The sequence below is a fragment of the Paenibacillus xylanexedens genome, assembly GCF_001908275.1.
GTDB classification, from domain to species: domain Bacteria; phylum Bacillota; class Bacilli; order Paenibacillales; family Paenibacillaceae; genus Paenibacillus; species Paenibacillus xylanexedens_A.
The window spans coordinates 2,292,748-2,319,736 of sequence record NZ_CP018620.1; the positions used below are offsets into that span (position 1 = coordinate 2,292,748).

The 26,989-nt window shown below is 48.3% G+C and carries 28 protein-coding genes; 24 read left to right on the forward strand and 4 right to left on the reverse strand.

Annotation, left to right across the window (positions count from 1 at the left end):
- Nucleotides 1-106: 106 nt before the first annotated feature.
- From BS614_RS09975 to BS614_RS09985, 3 genes are all read right to left on the reverse strand, one after another.
- Nucleotides 107-1,906, reverse strand: coding sequence for a 5'-nucleotidase C-terminal domain-containing protein (locus BS614_RS09975; protein ID WP_074093866.1), 1,800 nt, complete (start codon nt 1,904-1,906; stop codon nt 107-109).
- Nucleotides 1,907-2,078: 172 nt separating this feature from the next.
- Entirely contained in the window at nt 2,079-2,495 is a 417-nt protein-coding gene (locus BS614_RS09980; protein ID WP_017690190.1) for an ImmA/IrrE family metallo-endopeptidase, read from the reverse strand.
- Nucleotides 2,496-2,537: 42 nt separating this feature from the next.
- Complete coding sequence (locus BS614_RS09985; RefSeq protein ID WP_082219000.1) at nt 2,538-2,981, reverse strand: helix-turn-helix domain-containing protein; 444 nt, start codon at nt 2,979-2,981, stop codon at nt 2,538-2,540.
- A gap of 749 nt (nt 2,982-3,730) precedes the next feature.
- Between BS614_RS09985 and BS614_RS09990 the strand changes: the two genes are divergently transcribed.
- The 8 genes from BS614_RS09990 to BS614_RS10025 all read left to right on the forward strand — a co-directional run bounded on the left by BS614_RS09990 (nt 3,731) and on the right by BS614_RS10025 (nt 12,484).
- Nucleotides 3,731-4,213 (forward strand): ArpU family phage packaging/lysis transcriptional regulator, encoded by a 483-nt coding sequence (locus BS614_RS09990; RefSeq protein ID WP_017690187.1) that lies wholly within the window; start codon nt 3,731-3,733, stop codon nt 4,211-4,213.
- Between the two features lie 55 nt (nt 4,214-4,268).
- Complete coding sequence (locus tag BS614_RS09995) at nt 4,269-5,981, forward strand: GAF domain-containing sensor histidine kinase (RefSeq protein WP_244898294.1); 1,713 nt, start codon at nt 4,269-4,271, stop codon at nt 5,979-5,981.
- Nucleotides 5,982-5,999: 18 nt separating this feature from the next.
- Complete coding sequence (locus BS614_RS10000) at nt 6,000-6,734, forward strand: response regulator (RefSeq protein ID WP_074093868.1); 735 nt, start codon at nt 6,000-6,002, stop codon at nt 6,732-6,734.
- 188 nt (nt 6,735-6,922) lie between these two features.
- On the forward strand, nt 6,923-7,498 hold the full coding sequence (locus BS614_RS10005; protein ID WP_036611439.1) for an NADPH-dependent FMN reductase: 576 nt from the start codon (nt 6,923-6,925) through the stop codon (nt 7,496-7,498).
- Nucleotides 7,499-7,545: 47 nt separating this feature from the next.
- A complete protein-coding gene (locus BS614_RS10010; RefSeq protein WP_074093869.1) occupies nt 7,546-8,004 on the forward strand; it encodes a VOC family protein in 459 nt (152 codons plus the stop codon).
- Nucleotides 8,001-8,636 carry a VOC family protein gene (locus BS614_RS10015; protein WP_074093870.1) on the forward strand — a complete coding sequence of 212 codons (636 nt, stop codon included), beginning with the start codon at nt 8,001-8,003 and terminating at the stop codon, nt 8,634-8,636. Before BS614_RS10010 ends, BS614_RS10015 begins: the two co-directional genes overlap by 4 nt.
- 121 nt (nt 8,637-8,757) lie before the next feature.
- A complete protein-coding gene (locus tag BS614_RS10020; RefSeq protein ID WP_074093871.1) occupies nt 8,758-9,717 on the forward strand; it encodes a hypothetical protein in 960 nt (319 codons plus the stop codon).
- 916 nt (nt 9,718-10,633) lie between these two features.
- Nucleotides 10,634-12,484, forward strand: a complete 1,851-nt coding sequence (locus BS614_RS10025) for a DUF4127 family protein (protein ID WP_074093872.1) — start codon at nt 10,634-10,636, stop codon at nt 12,482-12,484.
- A gap of 4 nt (nt 12,485-12,488) precedes the next feature.
- Here BS614_RS10025 and BS614_RS10030 read toward each other — a convergent pair whose 3' ends face one another.
- Entirely contained in the window at nt 12,489-12,833 is a 345-nt protein-coding gene (locus tag BS614_RS10030) for a YfjL-like protein (RefSeq protein WP_074093873.1), read from the reverse strand.
- Nucleotides 12,834-13,266: 433 nt separating this feature from the next.
- Between BS614_RS10030 and BS614_RS10035 the strand changes: the two genes are divergently transcribed.
- The 16 genes from BS614_RS10035 (at nt 13,267) to BS614_RS10110 (ending at nt 26,988) form a co-directional block, all read left to right on the forward strand.
- Complete coding sequence (locus BS614_RS10035) at nt 13,267-14,190, forward strand: hypothetical protein (protein ID WP_157116063.1); 924 nt, start codon at nt 13,267-13,269, stop codon at nt 14,188-14,190.
- Between the two features lie 399 nt (nt 14,191-14,589).
- On the forward strand, nt 14,590-14,790 hold the full coding sequence (locus BS614_RS10040) for a YqzN/YkzM domain-containing protein (protein ID WP_017690177.1): 201 nt from the start codon (nt 14,590-14,592) through the stop codon (nt 14,788-14,790).
- Entirely contained in the window at nt 14,790-16,253 is a 1,464-nt protein-coding gene (locus tag BS614_RS10045; protein WP_074093874.1) for a phage tail sheath subtilisin-like domain-containing protein, read from the forward strand. Before BS614_RS10040 ends, BS614_RS10045 begins: the two co-directional genes overlap by 1 nt.
- A gap of 222 nt (nt 16,254-16,475) precedes the next feature.
- Nucleotides 16,476-16,883 (forward strand): phage tail tube protein, encoded by a 408-nt coding sequence (locus BS614_RS10050; protein ID WP_036611426.1) that lies wholly within the window; start codon nt 16,476-16,478, stop codon nt 16,881-16,883.
- A 177-nt stretch (nt 16,884-17,060) separates the two neighbouring features.
- Nucleotides 17,061-17,495: a phage tail assembly chaperone gene (locus tag BS614_RS10055; protein WP_017690174.1), complete on the forward strand. Its 435-nt coding sequence runs from the start codon at nt 17,061-17,063 to the stop codon at nt 17,493-17,495.
- A gap of 182 nt (nt 17,496-17,677) precedes the next feature.
- Nucleotides 17,678-19,351 (forward strand): hypothetical protein, encoded by a 1,674-nt coding sequence (locus BS614_RS10060; protein WP_074093875.1) that lies wholly within the window; start codon nt 17,678-17,680, stop codon nt 19,349-19,351.
- A 56-nt stretch (nt 19,352-19,407) separates the two neighbouring features.
- The gene (locus BS614_RS10065; protein ID WP_074096777.1) at nt 19,408-20,040 is read left to right on the forward strand and encodes a LysM peptidoglycan-binding domain-containing protein; all 633 of its coding nucleotides are present in this window, start codon (nt 19,408-19,410) and stop codon (nt 20,038-20,040) included.
- The gene (locus BS614_RS10070) at nt 20,037-21,026 is read left to right on the forward strand and encodes an XkdQ/YqbQ family protein (RefSeq protein ID WP_074093876.1); all 990 of its coding nucleotides are present in this window, start codon (nt 20,037-20,039) and stop codon (nt 21,024-21,026) included. Before BS614_RS10065 ends, BS614_RS10070 begins: the two co-directional genes overlap by 4 nt.
- On the forward strand, nt 21,019-21,429 hold the full coding sequence (locus BS614_RS10075) for a hypothetical protein (protein ID WP_074093877.1): 411 nt from the start codon (nt 21,019-21,021) through the stop codon (nt 21,427-21,429). The genes BS614_RS10070 and BS614_RS10075 overlap by 8 nt, the downstream gene beginning before the upstream one ends.
- Nucleotides 21,422-21,877: a DUF2634 domain-containing protein gene (locus BS614_RS10080; RefSeq protein ID WP_074093878.1), complete on the forward strand. Its 456-nt coding sequence runs from the start codon at nt 21,422-21,424 to the stop codon at nt 21,875-21,877. Before BS614_RS10075 ends, BS614_RS10080 begins: the two co-directional genes overlap by 8 nt.
- 4 nt (nt 21,878-21,881) lie before the next feature.
- Nucleotides 21,882-23,021, forward strand: coding sequence for a baseplate J/gp47 family protein (locus BS614_RS10085; RefSeq protein ID WP_074093879.1), 1,140 nt, complete (start codon nt 21,882-21,884; stop codon nt 23,019-23,021).
- A gap of 206 nt (nt 23,022-23,227) precedes the next feature.
- Nucleotides 23,228-23,818, forward strand: coding sequence for a YmfQ family protein (locus tag BS614_RS10090; protein ID WP_074093880.1), 591 nt, complete (start codon nt 23,228-23,230; stop codon nt 23,816-23,818).
- Nucleotides 23,818-24,906 (forward strand): tail fiber protein, encoded by a 1,089-nt coding sequence (locus tag BS614_RS10095; protein WP_074093881.1) that lies wholly within the window; start codon nt 23,818-23,820, stop codon nt 24,904-24,906. The genes BS614_RS10090 and BS614_RS10095 overlap by 1 nt, the downstream gene beginning before the upstream one ends.
- 75 nt (nt 24,907-24,981) lie before the next feature.
- On the forward strand, nt 24,982-25,413 hold the full coding sequence (locus tag BS614_RS10100) for a phage tail terminator family protein (RefSeq protein ID WP_074093882.1): 432 nt from the start codon (nt 24,982-24,984) through the stop codon (nt 25,411-25,413).
- Nucleotides 25,414-25,462: 49 nt separating this feature from the next.
- Nucleotides 25,463-25,672 (forward strand): YqzN/YkzM domain-containing protein, encoded by a 210-nt coding sequence (locus tag BS614_RS10105; RefSeq protein ID WP_074093883.1) that lies wholly within the window; start codon nt 25,463-25,465, stop codon nt 25,670-25,672.
- The gene (locus tag BS614_RS10110; RefSeq protein WP_074093884.1) at nt 25,672-26,988 is read left to right on the forward strand and encodes a phage tail sheath family protein; all 1,317 of its coding nucleotides are present in this window, start codon (nt 25,672-25,674) and stop codon (nt 26,986-26,988) included. The genes BS614_RS10105 and BS614_RS10110 overlap by 1 nt, the downstream gene beginning before the upstream one ends.
- Nucleotide 26,989 lies beyond the last annotated feature (1 nt).

Consider the following 26,989-nt stretch of genomic DNA (forward strand, 5'->3'; position numbering starts at 1 on the left):
CCAGTAATCTGGCTTGGGGGACACCCTTTTGGTTATGACAAGAACAGATTCGTTATTCTGATGCACTATAAGCGATCATGCCTATATGCACTTTGCTTTGCTGAGCTTAAGAAGCTGCAGGCAATTTCAATTGTTGACCTGGATAAATCCAGTGTGGATTTTTGATATTGTTCAGCTTTTGCAATGCCTGCCAAGTTGTGCCGTATTGTTTGGAGATGGAGTACAGGGAATCTCCGGATTTCACAACATGAAGTTTAGCTGGAGCTGGTTTGCTTGGTGTTGGTTTAGACGGTTTTTCCGGTTTTGGTGTTTCTGGTTTTGGCTTGGTTGGAGCTGGTGTTTCTGTTGCCGGAGTTTCCGGCTCTACTGCAGGTTTTATCGCTTCACTGATCCGACCATCTGTTTTGATGTCTACAGCGCCAAGCTTTTGCATGTAGTTAATCAACGCTTCATCCAACGCGCCGTACATACCTGTTGTAGCATATTTGGCAAACATGGTGTATTCGTCACCACCAACAGCTGTGAAATCATTGGTTGCCAGTGTATATGTTGCTTCCGGATCAAGGGTTTTATCCCCCACGGTTACGGAATGTACACGGCTACCTTCAGCAGCGGAAGTGTCGATTTTGAACTTGATACCAGATACTTGCGGGAATCCACCGCTTGGTTCCGGATAGGAAGCTACACCGACTTCAAGGGCTGCCAGAATATCGGACCCTTTCACTTCAAGCGTTACCACTTGATTACCAAAAGGAAGCACTGTGATGATATCACCTTTGGTTACGATCCCTTTTTCGATGGAAGCACGGATACCCCCACCGTTAGTCAGTGCAATATCGGCTTTGCTGACATCACGAATGGCATCTGCAAGCAGGTCACCCAGATTAGTTTCTCCTGCACGTACCTGTTCACGTTTACCATCCAGCAGAATAGCTGTATTGGCTACTTCTTCTTTCAAGATAGGTTCTTGTTCTTTTTGAATGGAGTTTACGAGAGTTGCGACTTTCTCATTCGGTTTGATGTCTTTTGCTTCCGTTTCATCAATTAATGTTGCTTGTTTCTTTGTTACTTTACCCCCGTCTACCCATAGATCGATGACACCAACGTAGTTAGTGTATTCTCCTGCACTTGCAATCAATGTTCCGTTATCGGATACAAGGCCATCTTGCAGTACAGTGTGGCTGTGACCATCGATGAATACATCGATGCCAGGAACTTCTTTAACAACTTTAAAGCTAGTATCCGTGCTGGATGCATCTTGTCCAAGGTGTCCCAATACCACAACAACATCTACTTTGCTGCGGATTTCGTTTACCAGAACTTTGGCTTCTGCAGATGGATCTGTAATATCAAGACCTTCTACGTTTTTTGGATTCGTTTTGTACAACGTTTCCGGTGTAGTCAAAGCGATGATACCAATCTTCACGCCATCCACCTCTTTAATGAGGTAAGGATCGAAGAGACGTGTTCCGTCTTTTTTCTTCACGTTGGCACTCAGCATGGGGAAGTTCATCATGTCTGCCAGTTCGATCAGGCGATCCGAACCATAGTTGAATTCGTGGTTACCCGGTACGATGGCCTGGTATCCCATTTCATTCATGACCTTCACGATGCTCTCACCATTCACAAGAGTGGCAAATGTTGTACCATGCACAGCATCTCCAGCATCTAGCAAGAGTGTGTTCGGGTTTTCGCTACGATATTTGTCAGCGATTCCAGCTACTTTGGCAAAACCCATAGCAGGTGAAGATTCAACTGCACGGGCATGCGTATCATTCGTATGTAGAATGGTAATGTGTTTACCTGTGCCCGGAGTGGTATCCGTTGCAGCTGCGGCAATACCTACACTTCCAAACAGCAAACAGACCGTTAGCAGAAGTGAAACGTAATTCTTCCAGATTTTCATATGAATCCGAAACCTCCCAAAATAATAATCTAATTGAGCGTTTACACAGCTCAAATAGTATTTTAACAGACTATTATTAGGAAATCTCGCGAATTACGTAAAAATAAGTAACCTGAAAGTGACATGTAAATCTGCTGTTGGAAAATATAATCTTCGGAAAGAACGTATGTTCTTAAAGAGTGTAAAAAAAATGCTGCGCTTCACGCGGCAGTCCGGTACGTAAACAAAATTTCTCCAAAGATTCATCCGGTTCAGGCATCACTCCGGAGGTTAGTAATTGAATGGCAAAACGATTGGCCTGTCTTTCCAGCTTGCCTGGAGCAAAATAGGAATGTTCCTCCAGAAAGAATCGATTAATCCCTTTATGAAGTCGGTCGTGTCCAAGCTCATGGGCGCACACGAACCTTTGCCATTCCGGCGGCAAATCATTGTGTATGACGATAAACCTGCGCCGGAGCTTGCGAAAGTACAGTCCCTTGGTGGACTTCCCCAAATTGGTGAAACGAATCTGTATTCCAACCGCGCGGGCAATGCTGAACGGGCAGTTGGTCCGGTGTTTTCGAATCAGCTTTGTTACGATGTCATCCATATGATCTCACCTGCTGCCTTATTAAATTCAGTGGGTCATGCCTCATGGGCGATTGTCCGATTCGTCTGTCTTTTTGCGTTTGTTCATCTGTTTGGCTTCCCAGAACAGACCTGTCAGCACATCCTTGATTCGTTTCTTGTCCTCTTCATCGAGTGGAATGCCGTCAAACATCAGATCATCATCGTCCTCCAGCATCTTTTTGAAATCACGACGGTCTTTGTATGTAGCCCATTCCGGTACGTCCTGAAGTTCAGCAGCACTCCCTGGTTCAATATAACCGGCCTGCTTCATCATCTCTGTGTAGGGCACCGAGAGTGCATCTGAAATCTTGCGGATGGTCGCTGGTTTTGGCACACCCCGGACCCCATTCTCAATACGTGAAATCTGTGAGTTGCTTATTCCGGCTGCTTCGGCGAGCTGATTGATGCTGTATCCCTGTTGCTCGCGCAGTTGTTTCATATAAGGACCAAAAGCGTGCTCCACAATTATGCCAACTCCTTCGATTCGTACAAGTGCTTGAGTTAATATTAAGAAGAAAGATGAATGCGACAACTCCTAAACCTCTGCGGGTGCGCCGTTCCGGATTCGGATCGTTCTTTTGATCGCTGTTATCCCCGGATTTCCTGTTTCCCTTTCCTAAAGGGTGAAATCCGTTGATAAAGGCGAACGCTTCGCTTCTTCAGAATCGATTCCGTCTCCTTCACTACGTTTGCGCTTGATATATACCTTAGCGGCATTAAGGAGAAGGGGAACTTCTTAATATTAAAAATCAAATGACTTGTACGGAAGTTCATTAATTAAACAGTACTATATCGTATATATACCATTAGGTAAAGAGATATGAAACAATTATGCCAAAAGGCATAGGAAATGAGAGCGAAGGTTTTATTTTATCGTCAAAACGAACCAAAATGGAGGTTTACTCCGATCTCCAGAAAGTGGTATCCTCAAATATAAATACGAACACTATACGAACAAAATGTAACAATGACACAGGTTGGATTTTAGAAATGACTCTTTGAAGAAGGTAATTCCCCGGATTATACCGATTTGGAGTGATTCCAAAAGGCAACAGCGGGAAATTGAAGACATGTCGTTATTTATTTAGGAAACTGGACAACTCTATGAATAAGAGCGTTTTTCCATCGTGCAAAGAATGATGGCAAAACAACATGACGTGAACGATAGAGTAAGAGATATGAATGGAGTAAAAATATTAGAGGAGGAAGATAAATATGGAATTGATGCTGCCTGAATTGGACCGACGTAAAACGCAAACAGCTGTTGAAGCTGCGCTGGAAAAATACCGAATCTATAAAACCATTGCATTTGAAGAACGAGAGGTTATGGTGACGGCAAGTTACGCCGAGCGTTTCCACGGTGCAACCAATGTTACGGGGGATTCCACGGCGAGAACGGCAATCTACAATGTGGACGTGCAGCGCGCGCGTCAGGCATATTGCGATACGATTGATTTTGTTGTGTCCCGGCTGAGTGAAAAGGAACGTGTACTTGTCTGTGAACGATATCTGAAAGACGATGATGTGTTTGACTATAAAGTGTATAACCATGTGTTTGATCCGCCTGTAAGCAAGGATACGTATACGAAGATTCGTACACGTGCTTTCTACAAAATGGCGCTGGCTCTGTCAGATCGAGGTCTGATTAATATGGAGCCTTTGTCTGTGTCCCGCAAAGAGCGACAGAAGCTGGGCTGAGTGAGCGATTGAAGAAGTTGATCCTTTAATATCCAAGGTGGATTGGTTACAATAGTTGAACAAACCACAGTTGGCATCAGCCAAAGGAGAGAAGTCTGCCATGTCGGAAGAAGTCGGAATGCAGGAAATGGTCACGTTGAAGACAATCGCGGAAACGCTCAATACGTCCAATGATCTGAACTTAATGCTGGATACCGTGGTCGGCAAATTACTGGAGTTGACCGGATTAACGGCAGGCTGGATGTTTCTGATTAATGAACGTGGAGAATACACCTGTGTTTCGGATTACAATCTGCCCCCGGCATTACTGCGTAAAGATAAGGAGCCCATGCGAACGGGTACCTGCTGGTGTGTGAACCGCTTTAAGGATGGTCAACTCAATCATGCGGTTAACATCATTAACTGTAAACGGCTGGAGGATGCGGTGGAATTCCAATGGGGAGATACCCATGATATTACCCACCATGCAACCGTCCCGTTAAGGTCAGGTGAGAAGATGCTCGGCCTGCTCAACGTGGCTGCGCCAGCCAAGGAACATTTCAGCGACAGTGAACTGGCGCTGTTACAGGGCGTGGCGTACCAGATTGGTAGTGCGGTAGAGCGGATGAGATTGTATCGCACGGAGCAGCGACGAGCTGATCTGTATGCCAAGCTGGGGGAGTTCAGCACGGCCTTGGGTCTTGCAGTGAACGAATGCACCAATTCTGAGGCTTTTTGTTTAAAAGTTGTACAGCTGCTTGGGCAGCATTATGATTGGCCTTTTGCTACAATCATTCAGCAGAAAAGCGGAATGTTCGTTTTGCAGGCAGCCTATGCAAATGATACGGTTCGAACGTTATCAAGTACTCCGTTATCTTCCGAAGTGACGAGCCACATTAACCATGTAATCAATAGTCATCGTGTAACATCTCTGTCTGGGACAGAGATCGCTGAGATATTTACCCTGTGCAAGCCTGACCAGACTACGAATTCCATTGCCTCGGGAATTGCTGCTCCACTTCCGTACCATACGCCGGGAGAAACGGGAATTCTGGTGATCGGAATAGGAACATCAGGTCCTGCACAGGCGGACCGTGAAGTGCTGGAGGCATTGGCCGAACATATTGCGGCCTCATGGGAGAGTCTGAAGCTGGCGGAGAATCGCCGCGAACTTGCACGAATGGAAGAGAGAAACCGGTTGGCTCGCGATCTGCATGATTCGGTTAATCAGATTTTATTTTCACTATCGTTAACGGCTAAAGGCGCGGAAAGTATGTTATCCGGCTCCGAGCAGTTGCACCCGGCAGCGGAAGCGATGAAGGATATTCGGGCTTTATCTCAGGAGGCTCTCAAGGAAATGTGCGCATTGATTATGCAGCTCCGTCCCGCGGGACTGGAAGCAGGGCTGCTCCATGCACTACAGGAATACGGCACCAGCCAGAGGCTTCAAGTGGTGACGAATCGGACGGGAATGCGGTCTTTACCACGTAATATAGAAGAAGCATTGTGGCGAATCGGACAGGAAGCGCTGAATAATGTACGGAAACACGCGGATGTTCCTTCTGTTGAGGTCACCCTCAAGTTAAGTAATCATGAAGTGGTGCTCACTGTCACAGATCAGGGAAAAGGTGGTGCGAACAGGCCAAAAGCGTCGTCTGGAAGCTCCCTTGGCCTGTCCATTATGAAGGAACGGGCTCAATCGCTCGGAGGCAGCTTAGAAATAGTGAGTTCTTCCCGTAAGGGAACGACAGTAACGGCAGTCATTCCACTTCCGTTCGAATCTGTATAAAGTCAGGGGGAAGAAGAGATGCCGATTACGATTTTGCTCGCAGATGATCATGCGATGGTGAGACGGGGGCTGCACGTTTTTTTGACAACACAGCAAGACATGAAGGTTGTGGGCGAAGCATCGAACGGACAGGAAGCACTGGCTGAGGCGGAAGCGTTAAAACCTGACGTGGTATTAATGGATCTGCATATGCCGGTCATGGATGGAATCGAAACAGCCAGAAGGCTGCGCACGTTATTGCCAGCAACGCGAATCATTGTGCTCACCTCGTTTTCGGATCAGGATCATGTGGTTCCTGCTGTGCGTGCAGGGGTGAAAGGATATCTACTCAAGGATATTGAACCGGAAGATCTGGCTGTAGCTATTCGCAATGTGCATGCAGGTCAGGTGGAATTGCATCCTGACGCAGCAGGTCAATTGATGCATGTGATGGCTTCATCCGATTGGTCCATAAATGAACAGCAACCACAGCATATACCGACAGATCAGTCAGCAGACAGTCAACATCAGGAGCCAAAGCAGAAGGGGAAATTAACTGAAGCGTCTCTTGGCGGACTGGATATGCTCACTCGCCGTGAACAAGAAGTCTTGGGGCTAATTGCTCAAGGATTGAGCAACAAGGAAATTGCAGTTCAATTGGTCATCACCGAAAAAACGGTCAAAACCCATGTCAGTCATCTGCTCGACAAACTGGGACTAGCAGATCGGACGCAAGCGGCTCTTCATGCCGTAAGAAATGGCTGGGTCGTGTGACCAATTCCGACATATGTTCATACTTAAGTCGTATAAACTCAACCTAAAGGTTGAGTTTTTTAGTATTTCAAGTTAAGTCTATCTGCTGACGATTTGGATGCAAAAGAAAGGTAAGATGAGAGTAGAAATAACAGATCGGTTGAAACATGAGAGTTTGAATTATTAAAAAACCAGGGAGAGTGACATGAATGAATATTGTTATTTTGGCAGGAAGCAATCGGAACAATGCAACCAGTACACGTCTGGGAGAGTATGCTGTGGAGATTATTCGCGGTCAGGGACATCAGGCCAGCCTGTTTGATCTGTATCAGACACCACTTCCATTCTACGCACCAGATGAAAAACAAGCGGATCATGAACATCTGGCAGACCTGAATACACGTATGCTCGCGGCTGATGCGATCATCTTGTCTACACCAGAGTATCACGGCAGTATTAGCGGTGTGCTCAAAAATGCATTGGATCACCTGAGTCAGGCTCATTTCAGCGGCAAGCCCGTCCTGTCCATCAGCTCCTCTGGTGGAGCGGTGGGGGTAAGTTCGCTTTTACAACTGCAAGCGATTGTTCGCAATCTGCATGGCATCAATGCCCAGGAGTGGATATCTATTGGTGGTGCGCAGCGCAGACGATTCGAAGCGACATTTGACGGATATGAAGAGTACGAAGGCAGTCAGGATATAGAGGACCGGGTGCAGCGAGTCATTGGATCGTTTTTAAATCTGGCCCAGACGTTAACGAATGCGCGGAATTCTACCATGAGTTGAGAACCAAGGAAGATGAAAAATCGGAAAAGGAAAAGAGGTTGAGCATTATGATTACAGGCATATTTGAAACACATCTAAACGTGACCGATCTGGAGAGATCCCATCATTTCTATGAAACGGTCCTGGGTTTATCCCATGCCTATGGGCAAAAAGAACGTGGGAACTCCTTCTACTGGATAGGTGAAAAAGGCAATGCCATGCTGGGATTGTGGCAAAAGGATCCTTCCGAGGTGAAACGTCAGCACTTTGCTTTTCATGTATCTCTGGAGGATATGAAACACGCGGTGGCTCACTTGGAGAACAAAGGGATCAAGACACAGAACTTCCTGAATGATGATATCGGTGAATTGTACGTCTTCGGTTGGATGCCTGCGGTATCTGTATATTTTAACGATCCGGATGGTCATTTGCTTGAATTCATCGCCATGCTCCCGGATGAAGCGAAGCCTGAACTTGGCATGGTGCCGTGGAGTCAGTGGGAGGAGATGCAGGAGAAGACCGTATGATGATTGAAGAATTACAGTTATATACAACACGGTTGGAGGACCTCAAGCATTTTTATCGTGATACGTTGGGAATGGAGGTGTCCAATGCGACAGATCAGGCCTTCAACCTGCAGGTTGGAAGGACAAAGATGATTTTCAAACAGGGTGAAACAGATCGTGAGCCCTTTTATCATGTGGCCTGGTCGATTCCGACGAATCGGTTCAAGGAAGCGAAGCAGTGGGCTGCATCACGTGTTGTTTTAAGCAGAGAAGGAGATCGGGATGAGACGTACTCTGCTAACTGGAACTCTCATTCTCTCTATTTTGAAGATCCGGCAGGCAATATTATTGAGCTGATTGCTCATCATCGTATTCAAAACGAGAGTGACCATGACTTCTCGACTCAAGATATATTACAGGTGTGTGAAGTTGGACTGGTGACGGAGGATGTTCTGTCTACGGTGAATGAGCTTCAGCGGATTGGACTCACGCGCTGGGGTGAGGTGAGTGATACCTTTGCTCCTGTAGGAGATGTACATGGTTTATTTATTGTGGTGAAGAAGGATCGGACGTGGTTTTTCTCCAAGCAAAAAGCAGAGATCTATCCGCTGGAAGTGTCCATTCGTGACGTGGGCAGGCTTCGAATCGGCTAAACTTTGCATTCGGGGGCAAAACGGGCATATGTGGAGCATTTCCATCATGTTATAGAAGTAAACGCTTTATTTATTCATTCCAGGGTAGTTTCTCTGATGGGTTTACATATAATGAAGGGTGGTGGCAAGCTTGGATCGACGTTTGTTGGAAGAAGGACTAGCGATTATCGTTTCCAGTCGGGAGCGTACAGGAGATCTGTGGCACGCCCATTATGGGGCGGGTGCGATTGCGGCATATTTTTGGTTACGGGAAAATCGTCTCACTGCCCTTGCCGCCGGCAGTGTTACGGCCGAAGCAAAAGCCATGCTTCGCCAGCATGGAATCAGCCGTGGTCAGACCTCTCCGATTGGTGAGATGATGCCCAGGGAAGATGCCGAAGCGTGTATTACGGACGCATTGGATCGAACGATTGGAGAGCTGCACTGGGTTGGACATCAGGCCATCTATGGGGCAATCAGCCTGAAAGCTATTCGCGAACTGGATGGATGGGGCACTGCGGAGGATATTGTTCGGCTGGTTGAACTGATCGATTCATTCGATCGAACCATCCCGGGAAGATCCTGGATGAACACAACGATGAAAGAAATCCGCAGTCTGAAGCCAGAAAAAAGCGATGGTTTCCCTGAGATCAAAGATCCAACGCAGTTGTCACGCCTGATTCTGGATGAGCTTGGTGCTTTCCAGACCATATATCACGCGGAGGCGCATCATGACCTGATTGGTCATATGCTCACCTACGGACATGCGCTTAACATATTATATGAATTGGGTTATCCGGCATTATTCCACAAAGGCATCCCGCCTTTCCTTACCATGGTGAAGGCACTACGCTTAAGCCGAGATGTGGATATTGAACAAGAGATGCCGACATTACAATCACCCGTAGACCTGCTGCCACTGGAACGAGCGGAACGATCAGTGGCGCTCCCTCATGAACTGGAATATTGGCTCACCGACAGACGTTCCCGTGACTGGAACGGAGGTCATGTATTCAAATTCCCGTTCAGCTTCTATCATCATGCCAAGAACGGGGAGCCCGTACCAGAAACATGGGAGAATTTTCGTTATATCATCGCGTAAATGGAACCAACAATATGGAAAAAAACGATATAGAACCAAAATGACGAGCACTTGCCAAAGCTGGCAGGTGCTTGTTTTATTGGAGACTCTGGAGCGTATCTTCAAAGCTACTGGAAGCCGTAGCGGATTCGTACGTATTCGGAGCAGGTAAGCGCACAGCTTCCTGAGTCTGTGGGAGCAGGGGCCCACGTTTACGTGCGTGAGCAAGTGCCAAGACGTTACCGCAAACGTGGATGTTTTTCCTATGAAAAGCTCTGTTCCGGCGGGATTCGGAGTCATTTTCGCGGCTTACGGTTGGAGCAGAGGGTGGAGGGGCGCTAACGAATCTGAGACGTCTTGTGTTCCTTAGAAAATGATCTATCCATTCGCCAGAATTAGCGGGCTGGGACTTCAAGCTTTTTGGACACTGGAACCCACTATTCTGACATCCATCATCTTATAACTTGCTTGAATTGGAAGACATCCTTTAGTTTTATTCAGATTAAAACCGGCATTTAACCGCCATATAGACGACTACATTCATGCGTAATTCATCCCGATTACCATCAGCGCGAGTGGGAAAAGGCGGTAAAATGGTATTATCGGATCAGCAGCAAGGAAGACACACCGACAGCTCATACGCTAACGTACAGACCGGCCATGGAGCCGGTTCTTAAATTCGGTGATTGCATCCTTGCCCTGATCGGGTATTAAAGACTAGATATATAAGTTGAACTAACGATTTACACGAGAACGAAGAGGACAGAAATAACCTGAAGAAGCGGAGCGTGCGCCTTTATCCACGGATTTCTACCTTTATATAAGTGGATCAAGAAAATCCGGGGATAACAGCGATCGGAAGGTTGTTCTGTCATCGAAGTGGCAAGTGTAAATATTCTGTAGTTCAACTTATATAGATAACAGGAGGCTACGTGATATGAAAACAGTATTGTATGTTCCACTGGATGATCGTCCAGCGAATCTGGATGATGTGATTGTGCAAGGGAAAGCAGCCGGTATCCATATCGTTACACCGAATCTGAGTGATATTAAGAATCGTCTGGACTCGGAGAAAACCGTAGATGGCACAACGCTGCTCGGCACCTCCACGCCGGTGTATGGCAAACCGTCCAAGATTCACGACTTTATTCTGAAACATGCTGCCAAGGTCGACGGATTCATTATCTCATCCGATATGCTCGCTTATGGCGGTCTGATTGGCAGTCGTCAGCTCCGCGAAGATGGGGGAGGCGCCTATCCAGAATACGATAATGAGACCACGCGTATGCTGGATGTGATTCGCGTGATCAAGCAGAAATATCCACGCAAACCCGTATTCGTAATGGACACCATCATGCGTTTGGCTACGACCTCGTTTGCAGATGGCTTGGCGCTTGATGCATATAATGAGTCCCGTGCATTGATGCAGCAGCCACGTCAGACATACACTGAGTTTGAGGATATTATCGAAGGTTATAACCTGTCCCCGGATGGAGTGGAATATGGGACAACGACCTATTTTGATAAAGAACAGTATTACAATACAAGACAGCATAAATTCAAAACAAATCTGTACATTCTGGATCAGCTGGCTCGTACAGGTTATATCGATTTCCTCGCAGTTGGAGTCGACGATGCCAACACGCAGGGTGTTCAGATCAATGAAATCAAATATGTAGAAGCGCGGATCAATGAATGGCTGGGTGGAACCAATGGGCAAAATCCGGATCGTGCTATCATTTTGCCGGATGCAGATGGTTTGGGGCACGCTTTGGTCGCTCGCATGGCAAACCAGTTGTTCCGAGGCGGGGCGAGGACACGTTACGCAGTGAAATATTTTGGTCCTCACGGCAATACCATCATTAACACGTATGAATACATGGATGTACACGAGAATGTGGTTCGTCATGTGGATATTGTAGGTGGTGTGCTTGTAGCGGATTCGGCATATCCTGAACCGGAGGTGGTGACGGATGTGGGTGCTGGCTTGGAAAATGAACAGCTAGTGGCTGTAGCAGCCGATCAAGTTGTCCCGTTTGACATGACCTCCGAACTGGATCGTATGACGAAGGGGCATCCGGGAAATTCCGGGGAGAACACGGGCATCGACATTGAGATTATCGCCATTACGGCTCTGGATCAGGTGCAGGCTGCGTTGGAGCAATTGACGCTGAATAGTGAGCAAGGTCTGCCTTCGGTATTGATTGATTTTGTGGGTAAAGGACCAGCCAATGTTGATGTTGCCGAAGCATTGCTCAACAGTCCATATACCGGACGGGTTCTGGGATACAGTGCATGGAATACACCAGGTAACAAGATCGGTATTGCTGTAGGTATGGGGCAGTCGAGGTACGCGTTGATTACAACAGAGAAGCATGAGCACAAATTGCGAGATGCGATGAACGCGCATGGCTCGTTGTTGTTTAAGCGTTTCCTGAAGGATTATTACTACAAAGCGGTAGCGATTGCAGACATCCGCACATATTCCCGAGCCCATGCACTGTATACCAACGTGGCTACCCTTTCAGACCAAAATATGTTGCTGTTCAACTCAGAGGAAGACTATGCATATTTGCAAACATTGCTCCGTGATTTGATGCAGACTTATACCACGGCGCTTGCGAATAAAACAGCGTTCCAGACAGGCAATGTGGCGATTAAGCAGATCTGTAATGACGAATTGTCCTATGCGACGTATGGCAGTGTGCTGCTGGAATATGCGAATCCCGATTTCATCTGGGGGCGTGCATTTGAGATTACGTTGAACCCGCAGGTTACGCTGAACTAAACTGTTATCTCACCATGGGCTCCTCATGTTTAGGGTAATCACTGGTATGACTGTACTGCTTAATCTCGCCGTTGTTAAAAATGATATATTGATACTTCGCTTCGAGTTCATCCGCGAATGTTACTGAGGCACCGTAAGGTGCTTCTGAGCTTTTTGAAGAGTAGGTACCTTGTACTTCGATAAGCTGTGCGGGTGAATAACCTTTCTGCTCAATCAGGTAAGTGGTTACCTGTTGTTCAGCATCATTTTTCTTGAGCGGATTACCAAGCAGTCCGAAGTAAGCCCAGCAGGATATCCCGAGTATAAATGCTAAGATGACAAGTGAAGTGATCTTGAAAGTTTTACTCATAGGTATTTCTCCTTCTTTTACGTAAGCGACAATGAATTTGATAATGAAATTTTAATATATTTGGATAAATTTATCAATTAATTGATCTAAAGCTTACTTAGATATTCTTTAAAATGATGATTCCAGAATCGTCTTTTTTCCACCCGAACGTCTCCCTTAATCGCACCGAAGTCGTACGGAACACCATCCGCGCTAGGAATGAAAGGGTGTAAGATTGTATTATCGGATCAATAACAAGGGACGCACCGAAAGCACATACGCTAATGTACAGACCGGCCAGGTGGCCGGTCTTTTTGATGCGGTGAATGTAGTCCTGGTACTGGTTCGATAGCAATACAGACTCTGAGTTAAAAGGGGGAGTCTACTGCTGCTGCATTGTCGCTGCACGGTGTGGGCAGAACTCAAATTTGCAGCCAAAGGGGGCGAAATGAATGTGTCTATGAGAAATGAGATTAGCACTGCCATGAGCACCAGTAAAATGAGTACGCTCATTAAAAAAACGCTGAAACACAAGCTCGCGGTACTTGTTCCAGATTGGGACGGCCGTGTGCTGGATGTACCCGCGTCAGGAGAAGTGTTGGCTGGGCCTTGTGCCGTGGTTGCGTTTGCCGAAGAGGTGCCTAAGTCTGCTTGGGCGGGATATCGAAGGATTATTAAAATCTCACCATACGCTCGTCCGGAAGACGGTGGTGCTGAACAAGTGGAAGCTTGGTCAGCCCATCTAATCGAGGGGTTGCACCAGGTAAGGCTGGTGGATGAAGCAGGTGGGGCATTCACCTGTATCTATCTGGGTTCTTCAGATAGCGATCGGGTGGATGCAGGGTCTGGAATGCTTACGCGCAGTCTACGGTTCGGAGTGTATGTTCCCGAAGACTCGGGAGCTGTCCTCGCTGAAACAGGCGACGCGTGGTTAGCTGCGCTTCAAGGCTGGACACTGCAGGAGCTTGGCTCGAATTGGTCGATATATGGTGATGCCTGGCCCGGAGGATATGAGATGCCGTCTGTGTTATGGCGATTGGCTGGATGTAGCACGTCTGTGGCGGGGACTTCGGCATTGGAAGTTCGACAACAGTGGATTGGGCATGTGCTCACCCATCAGTCGGTGTTAACCCGCCATACCGTTAATCGGTTGGTCGAGCAACTTGCAGTGCAAGCTCGACTTGCCGTAATTGAAACGGGTGGTGAAGAGCACGAAGGTAACACGCGATATATCACAGTGGATGAAGTCACGGCAGATTTACAGACGGATGCGTATTTGAATGGTCAGATTCGCCTGACGTTGCAACAGCGGATTCGTCGTCCGGGTACGAATGTACCTTTCATCCGTGAGATTCACCATAGCAAAGGTATGGAGTAAACGTTAGTCGAGAGGAACCTTCTATTAGAGGTTGTTCAAAAAGCCCGCTTTTGATTACAAAGGATGCCTAACGGCATCATCAGCATCGAATATGGAATTCAGCCGAAAAAGCATATGCTTACGATGATTTTTTCCTTCGGAAACATGTAGTTGCTCACGTAGTTTTCCCTACGCTCTGCTACTCCATTTCTAACTTCATCCCATCTTCTCGGTACTGAAAACCGATCTTTTTGAACATGCACTTTTAAGAGTGGTTCCAGATTATAGCTTTGAGATGATGGATATAGCTTCAACATTGTAGCTTCAAATTCATAGGTTCATAGGATCGAAAATTCATAGGTCAAGTTTAAAGATCAATGTTCACAAATTTAGTAGTACATCAAATGAGGTGAGATGGCAATGGCAAGCTCAGTGAAAAAAAGCAAACAGACAGCCCCGCGGTATACAAGGGCAGAACTGATGAATCATGCAGAAGCCCTCTTTGCCGTTAAGGCAGAGGTGCTGTACGGTGCGCTGTACGAAGCGGCGCAAGAGACGTTTTCCATTGAAGAAACGCAAGAACGAATTAACCAATTTATGAAAGCGAAGGTGAAGGGATAATGGCAGGTGGAACTTGGGAGCAAACGAATCGTCCGGTCCTTCCGGGCTTATATATGAATTTTCAGGCGGCAGCATCTTCGGCCATTCAAGCAGGTACGCGGGGAACAGTCGTTGTGCCAATTAAGGCCAACTGGGGACCGGTAGGAACTTTTGTTGAGGTAGGGAGCGAAGCAGCGATTGAACGTATTTATGCGGCGAATGTGCTGGACAACGGCACGGCTTATACGTCCTTGAAGCTCGCCCTGTTGGGTGGGCCGAAGAAGTTGCTCGCTTATCGGGTAGCAAGTGCTGCGGCCAAAGTAGCCACGCTTACCTTGAAGGACAGCAGTGATGCCAATGTGCTGCAACTGGACGCGAAGTATCCGGGGGATCGTGCAAATGGATTCTACGTTACCATCCAGCCAGGTGTGATTGATAATACGAAGCATGAAGTGCGTCTCTTCGAAGGTAACCGGATGTTGTATGCGCTCCTGACAGCGGATATTACAGCAGCATCTCTGGCAAAAGAGATTAACGCGGATGAACAAAATGTCTGGGTAACGGCTCAGGCGATTGGCGATGGTACTGGCGTGGTTGCTACCGTTGCGGGTGCGGCATTCAAAGGCGGCGTAAGTGGCAACGATGACCTGACCAATGCGGAGTACATTGCAGTACAGGGTGCGCTGGAAGGGGAGCAATTCGACGTCTTGGCTTTGGATCAGGCGGCAGATGCACCTCTGCTTGCGAGTTTTGCGGCATGGGTGAAACGTGTGCGTAGTGAAGGTAAACCGGTGGTGGCTGTATTTGGCGGTTCCGCAGCGGACGATACCTCTGCTACAGCAGCACAAAAAGCAGCATCACGTTCGCTTGCGCTGAACCATGAAGGTGTGATTAATGTCGGTACAGGCGTGCGCCTTGGAGATGCATTCTACAGCTCCGCGGAAACGTCCGCCTATGTTGCAGGACTGATCGCTGGACAACGTCTGAACCAATCCACAACCTATGCAGCTACTCCGTTCGATGATGTGACACGTCGCTGGACGCGTGCAGAACAGGAGCAGGCGGTACAGAATGGCGTATTTATTTTCTTCCATGATGGACGTCAGGTGAAAGCACTTCGCGGTGTAAACACACTTGTAACTCCGGCCGCTGGACAGAATAATGCGTGGAAAAAAATCCGTTCCATTCGTGTGTTGGACGCCATCAACACGGATTTGCAGCGCTCCGCAGAAGATACGTACATCGGTAAAGTAAACAATACCGAAGAGGGTCGTCAGGCACTGATTAGTGCCATGAAGGCCTATTTGGCGTTGCTCGCACAGAGCAATGTTATTGAAGCTGACGGTTATGATGTCATTCTTGACCCGGCGTATTATGGCGCGGCACCAGTTCTCAAACCGGAAGCAGATCAGGTATTCCTGCAATGGAATGTGAAGCTGACGGATGTGATGGAGCAGTTGTTTGGTACATTTTACGTGCAATAAGGTTTCTAGAATAATTACTATATGTTGAACTGATGGTTTACACGATAACGGAGAGGGCAGAAAAAATCTGAAGAAGCGAAGCGCTCGCCTTTATCACCGGATTTTCCCTTTTTGAAAAGGAATCAAAAAAATCTGGGGATAACAGCGATCGGAAGATTGTTCTGACTGCGGAGTTATACCGTGTAATATTGATTAGTTCAACCAACCCAAGGAGGAAAATATATGTTGGATGCGTCAAGAGTAATTCTCGGTACCCATGGTCAGCTGCATATCGATGGTGTGTGGCAGACAAACATTAACAAGCTGGAAGCGAGTGTGGAGATTGAAAAGCGTGAGCTGAATCTGGTCGGTAACGACTGGAAGGTGCACAAAAATGGCGCGAAAAAAGGAACAGGCACGATGACCGGCTACAAAGTCACTTCCGATATGATCCAGCGCGGCTTCACCAAATTCGAGATTATTTCCAAGCTGAACGACCCTGAATCGTATGGACATGAGAGTGTATTGCTGAGAGGTTGCATGGTGGACAAAATCCAGCTTGCCAACTGGACAGCCGGCGAAGAAGTACCAGAGGAAACGGGCTTTACGTTTGAAGGATTTGAGTTGCTGAATCCGATTGTGGCGAACTAAACTTTGAAATAGGCACGTGTGATTGGGCTAGTTTGCTCCAGCGTGGTTGCATAGTTACTTCATATTAATATGGACACCAATGCGGGCCGAGATGATCTCGGTCTCTTTGTTGTCTCTACAGGCTTGGAAGCTGGCATAGATAAACCCATTTGTGAAATAAGAAGGAGATAACGCCCGATGAGTATGAATGAAAATATGTCCGAAGAACAGATTTTGGATCAGTTGTTTGAAGCAGCAGAACGTTTGCCAGAGGAGAATGTGCGCATTCAGCGTCTGGATCTGCTGTTGACCTTGCGTGGACTGACGTCTTCCAAAGTGGATCACATTCGCGAACGTTGTACGATTCGTAAAACGACCAAAGGCCGCACCGAGGAAAAGGTGGATACCGAAACGTTTAATGCGCTGCTCATTTCTGAAGCAACGGTGAAATTAAAAGTCCGCAGCCTGGAATTGTCCGGCTGGGGGGATACCCGTATTACTGGCCGTATGAAGCTATCTGGTGGCGAACAGGCGGTACGTCGTATGTTGCTGGCTGGTGAATTGGATGCCGTAGGTGATAAAGTGCTGGAGCTGTCCGGCTTCGGTGTGGAGATTGAAGACCTAAAAAACTGATTCACTCCGGCGGGATGACCACGTTCCTGTATCACATGTGGGTACGTCATCATCTCCGGCCCGGAGAGTTCTGGTCTTTGCCACGCGGGGAGCGTTCGTTGTTAATTGCGTTCTCGGAAGAGGAAATGTCAGCGATAACTTCGCAAATGAATCGATAACGAAATAGGGCAGGAGGTGAAAAAATGGCAGAAATGATTGTAGGTCTATCTAAATCCAACACACAAATGAAGACAACACTTCGTTACCTCGATCAAATCCAGCGATTCACTGACCGATTAAACCGGGTTCGCTATCAGGGACTGATCAAAGTAAACAATGAGCTGAGAATGACTGGGCGCAGACTGGAAAGTATCTATAGTACCGCTGTACGCTTGAGTCGATTGAGAATCACACCAACGATTGGTCTTAATGATCAAGCTACTCCAGTACTCCATGGTTTGATTGGGAAAATGAAACAGATTCGTTCTAAGCTGTTGCACGCTACAGCCAAAGTACAGTTTAAAGTCAGACATCAAATCTCAGGAGTATCCGTTAATGTAAATTCTCAGCCACTGATGGATGCTTTAAATACGAATACGATATCAATTCTTAAGCTTAGTGCCAAACTGGATTCTCTTAATATTGCAGCAGGAGGAAAAGAGGAAAAACCGAAAACTTTTTTGCAGAAGATGAAAGGTATGTTTGATCGTGGGAAATCAATCTCATCTGGTGTGGGGAAAGTCTTTGATGCAAGAAATAGTGGGAAGAAGCTATGGAAAGAAATCACAACACCTGCCACACCGGGGAATAAATTGAAAAAGGCGTTCAAGGTTACAAAACGTGGGGCAAAGTTTGTGAATGATTTCTCGTCCGCAGGGTCCGATTTGATCGGTGGATTCGATGGATTGTGGGGCGATGTAAAAGGTCTCTTTGGTGGAGGTGGAAGCGGAAGTGGGGCAGGAGGCAGTGGTGGGTCTGGCATCATAAGCAAGCTTGGTGGCAACCTCGTTAAAGGAGCGGGAAAATTGTTCGCACCACTCCGTATGTATAACAATATTAAAGAACTTGCAAGCGCCCCACCTGAGGATCGTGCTCGTGCGGTGGGTTCGGTTGCTGGTAATGCAGTAGGAACAGCTATTGGTACCGTACTTGGCAGTGTAATTCCAATTCCGGTGGTTGGGAACATGCTGGGCGGTTCAATAGGCGGTTGGCTGGGTGAAAAGGCAGGCGGTTGGCTGGGTGACAAGGTAGGTGGATTCCTAAAAAACAACGCGGAAGACATCTCAAAAGTAGCAAAATTTGCTTCTGAGGGAGCAAGTTACGTGGCGGAGAAAACGACGAATTTGTTCAATGGGGTTGCAGGTTTTTTTGGTTTCGGATCTAAAAAGGAAGAGCAGGCCGCCCCAGCCACAGCGGTCATAACGTCACCCTCAACACCTGTAGCAACGCAGACACCACCCCCTCCACCGATAGCACCTCAGATGTCGCCTCCATACAGGCCGGCAGTTCTATCGATCACCGGTCCAGAAGCCTACATGAACAATCGATTTGGTTCACCGACGGCTGCGGGTCTTATGGGAACAAGTGTGATGCAATCCCAAGCGGTAGCAATGAATAACGCGGGTCAACCCAATGAGAAAGCTTCGCCGCTCACAGTGCGTATTTCCGAAGAACAGATGAGCAGTCTGGCAGGTTACCTTAAGGATTTCAAAACGGTAACGACGAACCAGATTGCTGTGAATATTGCACCGGGTACGGTACAAGTGACCGTTCGGGAGAACGCTATTGATTATGACGCAGTTTCTCATCAGGTGGGGCAACGTATCTCTGATGAGTTCCGCCGCGCGATGCAAAATCGCAAAACAATTATGGCCTAAGCAGAAAGGAGGCCGCAGATATGTCTGTACTTGAAGATAAAGTTGGTCCTAACAAAATGTCATTTACGTTGAAGGATGGCAATACTCCATTTCAATTTCCGGTAAACCCTGAAGAAGTTAATATTTCCAGATCTAAGGGATATGAAACGGTCAATATGTTGGAGCATGGCGAGTTTGATTTTGCACAAGGGGAGAAGGTGAAGGAGATCACCTTCTCTTCTTTTTTTCCGAAACGATATGATCCGTCCTATTGCATGGATGAAAAATATTTTCTGGATCCACGCGTGGCGATGAATGTGTTGAACACTTTTCTCATCTCCAAAAAGCCACTGCGTTTCATCATCTCCGAAAACGGAGTGAACGTTCCTGTATTTCTTGTTTCGCTTAATTCGAGCTTTCGCGGCGGGGAGACGGGAGATATTTATTTCGACCTGACCCTGCGAACCTGGCGGGATTCCAAAGTGGAAAAGGTGGGTTCAGGGGCAGCCGCGAGCAAGTCCGGTTCACGTACCGATCTGAAAAAAAGTAGCAAGACGTACACCGTCAAAGCCGGGGATTCTTTGTCCCAAATAGCTAAGCTTGAACTCGGAAATAGTTCCAAATGGAACGAGATTTACAAGCTCAATACGAAAATCATTGGCAGTGATCCAAACCGGATCAAGCCGGGGCAAAAGCTGGTGATGCCATGACCTACAAGGTCATTGTCGATGATAAATATGATATTACCAAGTTGGTTGAGACGATTACGCTGAAGGATTCGCTCGACCAGATCGCCTATCAGGCGAACATAAGGCTGGCGGTGTCGGCATCTTCCGGTCTGCCGGCCATTTCACCGGGGATGGCGGTGCGGATCAGTGGGGTTCCTTTTGGCGAAAAGTCGAAGGTACATCTGCTGCATCCAGCGGTCATTTGGGAGGCGGAAAGCTCCAATAGTGGCACCAAGCGTTTGTCCCTCACGGTCTACGACCGCATGATTTATCTTGAAAAATCAGAGGACGAATTCCTGTTTCCCAAGGATCAGACCGCTGTACAGCGGCTTAAAGCGTACGCCAAGGAATGGAAAATTCCTCTGGCTGCTCTGCCGGAGATCAAGACCAAGCTGGGTAAGGCGGTGTATCGGTCGCAGACCATTTTTGCGATGATATTTGCCGACCTGAAAGAAACGGCCAAGTCCGGTGGAGATTTGTATCATCCACGGATGACGCCCGGCGGGCTGTTACTGTTCAAGGTGGGCAGCAATACGAAGGTGTACGCGATGGATCGGCTCATCGATCTGACGCAGATGCGTACGCTTGAAGGAGCGATCACGAAAGTAAAAGTGATGGCAGCGTCTGAGTCCGGTGGTAGTGGCAAAGAGGTACCTTCGAAAGTGCTGGCGATTGAGCAGAGTGATACGGAGCAGCTAGGTACGTTGCAAAAACTGATCGAGGATGATCAGGTGAAAACAGCCGCCGCCGCGAAGAAGCTGGCAAAAAGCAAGCTGACAGGTATTCAGGAGACGTTTACAATCTCCGCTCCGGATATCAATACGATTCGCGCCGGAGATGCGGTCACGCTGAAAGGTCTGAAGCTGATCGTGATGTCGGTCAGCCGTGATCTGTCAGCTGGACCGGGCACGATGACGCTGGAGCTGGGTACGGTAGAACTGGTAAAAAGGAGGTATTACCTTGAATAAGGAAGATCCCTATGGGCATTTTGCCGATGTGATGCGGGGGGCGATGAACACTCATTCCCGTCAGGCCGTTAGCGGTCTGGGTGCGGTGCTGGGTACAATCACGGCGTCCGGTGTGAAGCTGGACGACTTCAAGCACGAAGTGCAGGACTATCTCGTGGCCGAGCTGCCGGGCACGCTTGGACTGCCGGAGCGCGAGGCTGCTGGCGCGATCTCCGGTATACCTGACGTGGCAAACGGCGGAACGACGGGCACGGGACGGTTTCTTTTGCAAGAAGAGGAAGTGGAAGAAGCGGTGTGGTCTCTTGGTAAGGGATTAAAAGCGGGAGATCGCGTGCTGGCGATGCGGGTGAATGGCGGTAACGACATTGTGGTGCTGTGTAAGGTGGTGAGTGCGCATGCCTAGTTTGTTCCCGGAAACGGGAGTGGTATGGGGGGATGAGGAGGATCTGTCGGGGGCGGCTTCGGAAGAAGTTCGCTTTGGGCGGAGCTGGCGATTCGATTACGATGCAGGAGATTTTGTGCTGACTCCAAGTGGCAAAGTCGCTGCGGCTGGTGGGCATGAAGCCTGGGTGCAGTGGTGCATTAAGGCCGTGAAAACTCCACGTTACAGACATGTGATCTATTCCCGGAACTATGGTTCGGAGCTGGAGGATCTGGTGGGGCAGGGCGACAGTCGGGGTGTGATGGAAAGTGAGATTACCCGGATAGTAACGGAGACGTTGCTGACTGATCCACGCACGGATTCGGTAGACCAGTTCACGTTTGATTGGAATAGGGAACAGTGCATGTTCTCCTGCCGGGTGGCGAGTGTGCAGGAAGAGATGTTTATTCTGGAAAGTGAGGTGATCTGACGGGATGGCTGAGATTCCGCGTTATTTGGAGGACCAGACGGAGGAACAGATTATGCAGCGCATGCTGGATCGTCTGCCCGCGGATCTGGATAAGTCGGAGGGTTCGTTCTTGTGGGATGCTGAGGCTCCGGTTGCGTTTATGCTGTCTGAGGCGGCTTTGTGGGCGCAGGAATTATTGCGGCGGGGGTTTGCTAGTACGGCTGCGAGCAGTGATCCAAATTTTCATTCGGAAGAGCTGGATCTGCGGGCGGGAGAGCACGGTATTACACGGCGGGCCGCGGTGGCGGCGCAGGGTACTGTGAGGTTTGCTGGTACGCCGGGGAAAGTGGTACCTGCGGGTACGGTCGTGGCTACGCTCGCGGATGAAGTGTCTGCTGAAGCTTCGCTCGAATATGAGACAGTGGGACGTTTGGAACTGGATGCAGATGGTTCCGGGGTGGTAGGCGTGCGAGCGCTTGTTGCCGGAAAAGAGAGTAATGTGCCTGCGGGCACGGTAACTGTGTTGTCTACACCTGTCAGTGGCGTTACCTCTGTCACGAACGTAGAGGTGATCAAAGGCGGTGCAGATATTGAGGCAGATATGGCATTGCTGGAACGTTTTTATGCCAAAGTCCGCAACCAAGGGACAAGCGGCAACAAAGCACAATATGTGCAATGGGCCAGTGAAGTGCCCGGTGTTGGTGCAACGCGGGTTATCCCGTTGTGGCAAGGGCCAGGTACGGTGGGATTGTATCTGCTGGACACGGACAAACGCGCTGCGGGCACCGATCTGGTAGCGGCGGTGCAGAAGTACGTAGATCCAACGCAGGATGGACAGGGTGAAGGCGTTGCACCGGCGGGGCCAGTGGTGTCCGTGATGCCAGCCGTGGAAGTGCCGATGAACATTCAGGTGAAGCTGACGCTGGCAAGTGATGCGACACTCGCTGATGTACGGGCATTGATCGAACGCGGGGTGACCGCGTATCTGAAACAGTTGGCTTTTGCCGATCCACTCGTTCGTTACACTCGCATTGCCGCGATCCTGCTGGACATTCCGCCTATTATCGACTATTCGGAGCTTACCGTGAACGGTGTGAGCGACCAGAATATCGAGATGACCGCGAGTCAGGTCGCCGTGCTGGGGACGGTGGATATGCATGAGTAGTGTTGTAGTAGAGGATGCAAAGTGCGGATGTGGAGACAGAGGTAGTGTGAGACATGGCGAATGTCCTAAAAATGCGTCCGGTTCAAGTGGAAATGAAAAAAGCGGCGGACAAGAAGGATGCTTGGGTAGAGAGGTACACCGCTCGGGATCGCAGCATTTGAGCGAAGCTGTCTACGTTGATGTGAAAGGAAGGGAGGGGACAGGGCATGAGTGCTCCTTCTATTGCAGATGTTGGACTGACGAGTGAGAAAGGGCGGGAGTTGTTCTCGTATTTGCCGAGTTATTATGAGACTTCCCGTGTGATGCAGGCGGATATGCAAGCCAAAGGAACCGAGATGGATCTGCTGTATCAGGCGCTGGATGAGACATTGGAGCAGTTTTTTGTACGTACAGCGACGTGGGGGTTGGACTTCTGGGAGCAGGAGCTTGGTATTGAGACAGATCGTCTCAAGCCTGTAGACCAGCGACGTGCCGTTGTGGAGTCTAAGCTGCGCGGGGCAGGAAAGTTCTCGGGCAGGCTGGTTGCGAATGTAGCTGAGGCATATGCCGGGGGCAAAGTGGATGTGACGTTTCAGCCGGAAGCGTGGAGTTTTACGGTGAGCTTTGTGGATACGATGGGCATCCCGCCCAATATCGATGATCTCAAACGTGCCATCGAAGAATTGAAACCGGCCCATATGGCCGTGGAATATGAATATCGCTATCTGATCTGGGACGATCTGGACAAGAAGCAGAAAACATGGGATGAACTCGACGCCGCGTCACTGACGTGGAATGAACTGGAGGTGTGGGCTTAATGCCACAAGAAACAGATCGATTGAAATTACCTCTGCCCTTGGGGAACGAGAATGTAACCAGGGAGAGTATTAATGGAATTTTTGAAAAGATTGACGCAGGCGTGGCGACGCGAGCGGATTTGGATACGCTTCGTGAAGTGGTGAGTCAAATGGATATTCCTGATGCGTCTTTGACGCAGAAAGGGAAGGTGCAGTTGTCGAGCAAGACGGATGGTACGTCCGAGACGGTGGCTGCGACGGAGAAGGCGGTAAGGGATGCGAGGGTTGCGGCTGAAACAAATGCGAAGAATGCAAGTTTGCCAAGGGCTGGCGGTGCATTGACGGGCAGAGTCATATTCAACAACTGGGGTGGCTTTTCTTCCAGTTCTGACGGTTTAGCTTTGTACGGCAGTAATTGTTATTTAGATGGATCGATTTACCGATATGAAAACACTCATTCAAACTTCGGTGCTCGTGGATTAGTTATGAGGTTCGCTGGTGGGAGTAATCCTCAAATTTATATGTTTGACACTGGTCTAATCGCTACCATTAGTGGAGTTGCTTTTACTCCAACACTCAAACGTGTGCTCAATCAAACAGATTATGACACACTTTTTCAATCTGTCAGTAGCGGGAAAGCAAGTATTGCTGCCGCCATTACTGGCAAGGGAGTAGCAGCATTAGGCAGCGATACACATGCAACGCTAGCGACAAAGATAAGTCAGATTTACACAGGAAAGAAGTACGCCAGTGGGACAACTACATCTGCTAGCACATCCACCGGTATGGTATGGGAACAATCATCTAATACGCCCGGTTTTCTTGTAACTGTAACTGGTCTCAGTTTCCGTCCGAAAACTATTATATTACGGGCTCCTGTCAACGGCATTCAGATGTTTACGTATACACAAGCTATGAACTCAACTGCCACAGCCAATGGCACATTCTACAGTCATTATAGACTTTATCAGTTCAATAGCAGCACAGACTACATCCGCGTTTATGAGTACACAGGCAATAATGGCAGCGGTGTACGAGTAAATGATACATCATTTGCGCTTCCAGTTTTATATTCAAATTACGCAGTTGAATGGGAGGCCTACGATTAATTGTTATTTGGTGAAGTTATTTCGATCATTATACTGCATTAATAGTATTTGTTTATTCCTTGAAGGAGGTGAACCATGACCATAAACCAACTAACTACAGCCATCGCAAACACGTTAACTAAGTATTTCGCCAATGTCCCGATCCACCCGGCAAATAGCACCACCAACCCCACTCCGGACAGCCAAGGCATCACCTACCGTCTGCAATCCGCTCAACTCACCAGGGAACGAAGCGATCGCTTCGTGCAATCTTATGCCTTTGAAATCCGCTGGCTTGACGCAGACAATATCCCGGCAACTCTACCGGACGAGTTGTTCGAAGCATTGGAAACCATCGACGTGGAAGGCACACCCTATCGCGCAACGGAGATGCGTTGGGAGACGGAGAATGATACTCCGCGAATGCTGGTGTACTATACCATGCGAACCACTAAAGTGTCGGAGTCCACCACTCCCATGCAACAACTGGAGCAGCGACCCACCGCACTTAAAGCTACAAGAGAATAACTAACCAAATGAGGGGATCTGTATGAAAGGAATAGGAGGCGCATTGGCGATGTTTACGAAAAAAGAACCAGACCTTAAAAAACCGGAAGTTCAACAGAAAAACAATCAAAAATACAGCAAAGCACAGTTCGCCGAATCGCAGCAATTTAGCCGGATGGAGAAAGATATCTTGGCAGCAGTTCTGCTGGAACAACAAACATACACTTTGCAAGAGGCACAGCAACACATCCAACAATTTATGAATGGGGAGGCACAATAATGGCTGGAGGAACATGGACGACACAAAACAAGGTACGCCCCGGCGTATATATGAATTTTGCATCGGAGGGCGCATTGCCGGGTACGGTAGGAGAGCGAGGAACGGTGGCTTTGGCCCTTCCATTGTCATGGGGACAAGCTGGCACCATCATGACGGTACAAGCAGGTGAAGATGTACAAGCCAAATTGGGCTATGACTGGACAGCACCGCAAATGCTGCTGATCCGCGAGGCATTGAAACGGGCGCAGACCTTGCTTCTTTACCGACTCAATACAGGTACCAAAGCCAAGGCGACCTTGGACAAACTGACAGTGACGGCTCAACACGGCGGTGTGCGTGGTAACGATCTGGCTGTTGTAGTCTCCGCGAATATTAATGAACCAGAACAATTGGATGTCTCCACTTTGCTGGCGGGTAAAGAAGTGGACAAACAAACTTCATCCACCATCGAAGCTCTTGAATCCAACGCATACGTCACATTTACTGGTGAAGGTGTACTCACAGCTACAGCGTCACTTCCACTAACAGGTGGATTGGATGGTACAGTAACCAACCAGGAGCATGCCGAGTTTCTTACCAAGCTAGAGGTGCTAGATTTTAACACGATCGGTCTGGTCTCAGATGATGCCACACTCAAGTCAGTCTACACAGCTTACATCAAGCGGTTACGTGATATCGAGGGCAAAAAAGTGCAACTGATTCTGTCCGATTATCCGGCTGCAGATCATGAAGGAATTATCAGTGTCAAAAATGGTGTTGTGATCGCAGACGGTACCGTTCTTACGCCGAAACAAACCGTAGCATGGACTGCCGGCGCGACAGCGGGAGCTAATCTGAATGAATCCCTGACGTTCCGTGCGTATGACGATGCCGTGGATGTGAATGGCAGATTGACACATACCGAGACAGAAGCAGCATTGCGTAATGGCGAGTTTGTATTCACGGCGAGCAGCAACCGCGCGGTGGTGGAGCAGGATGTAAATACGTTCCGTTCCGTGACACCGGATAAGGCACGTCATTTTGCCAAAAATCGTGTTGTCCGTGTTCTCGATGGCATCGCTAACGATATGAAACGGATTTTCGAGTCCTATTATATCGGCAAAGTGAACAATAACGAAGATGGGCGCAGCCTGTTCCGTTCCCAATGTGTCACTTACCTGAAGCAGCTTCAGGATATTGGGGCGATTCAAAATTTTGATTCCAAAACAGATATCACTGTTGCTCCGGGCCATGAAACTGACAGTATTCTGATCGAGATTCAGGTCCAACCTGTGGATTCCGTTGAAAAAGTATATATGAAAGTGAAGGTGGTTTAAG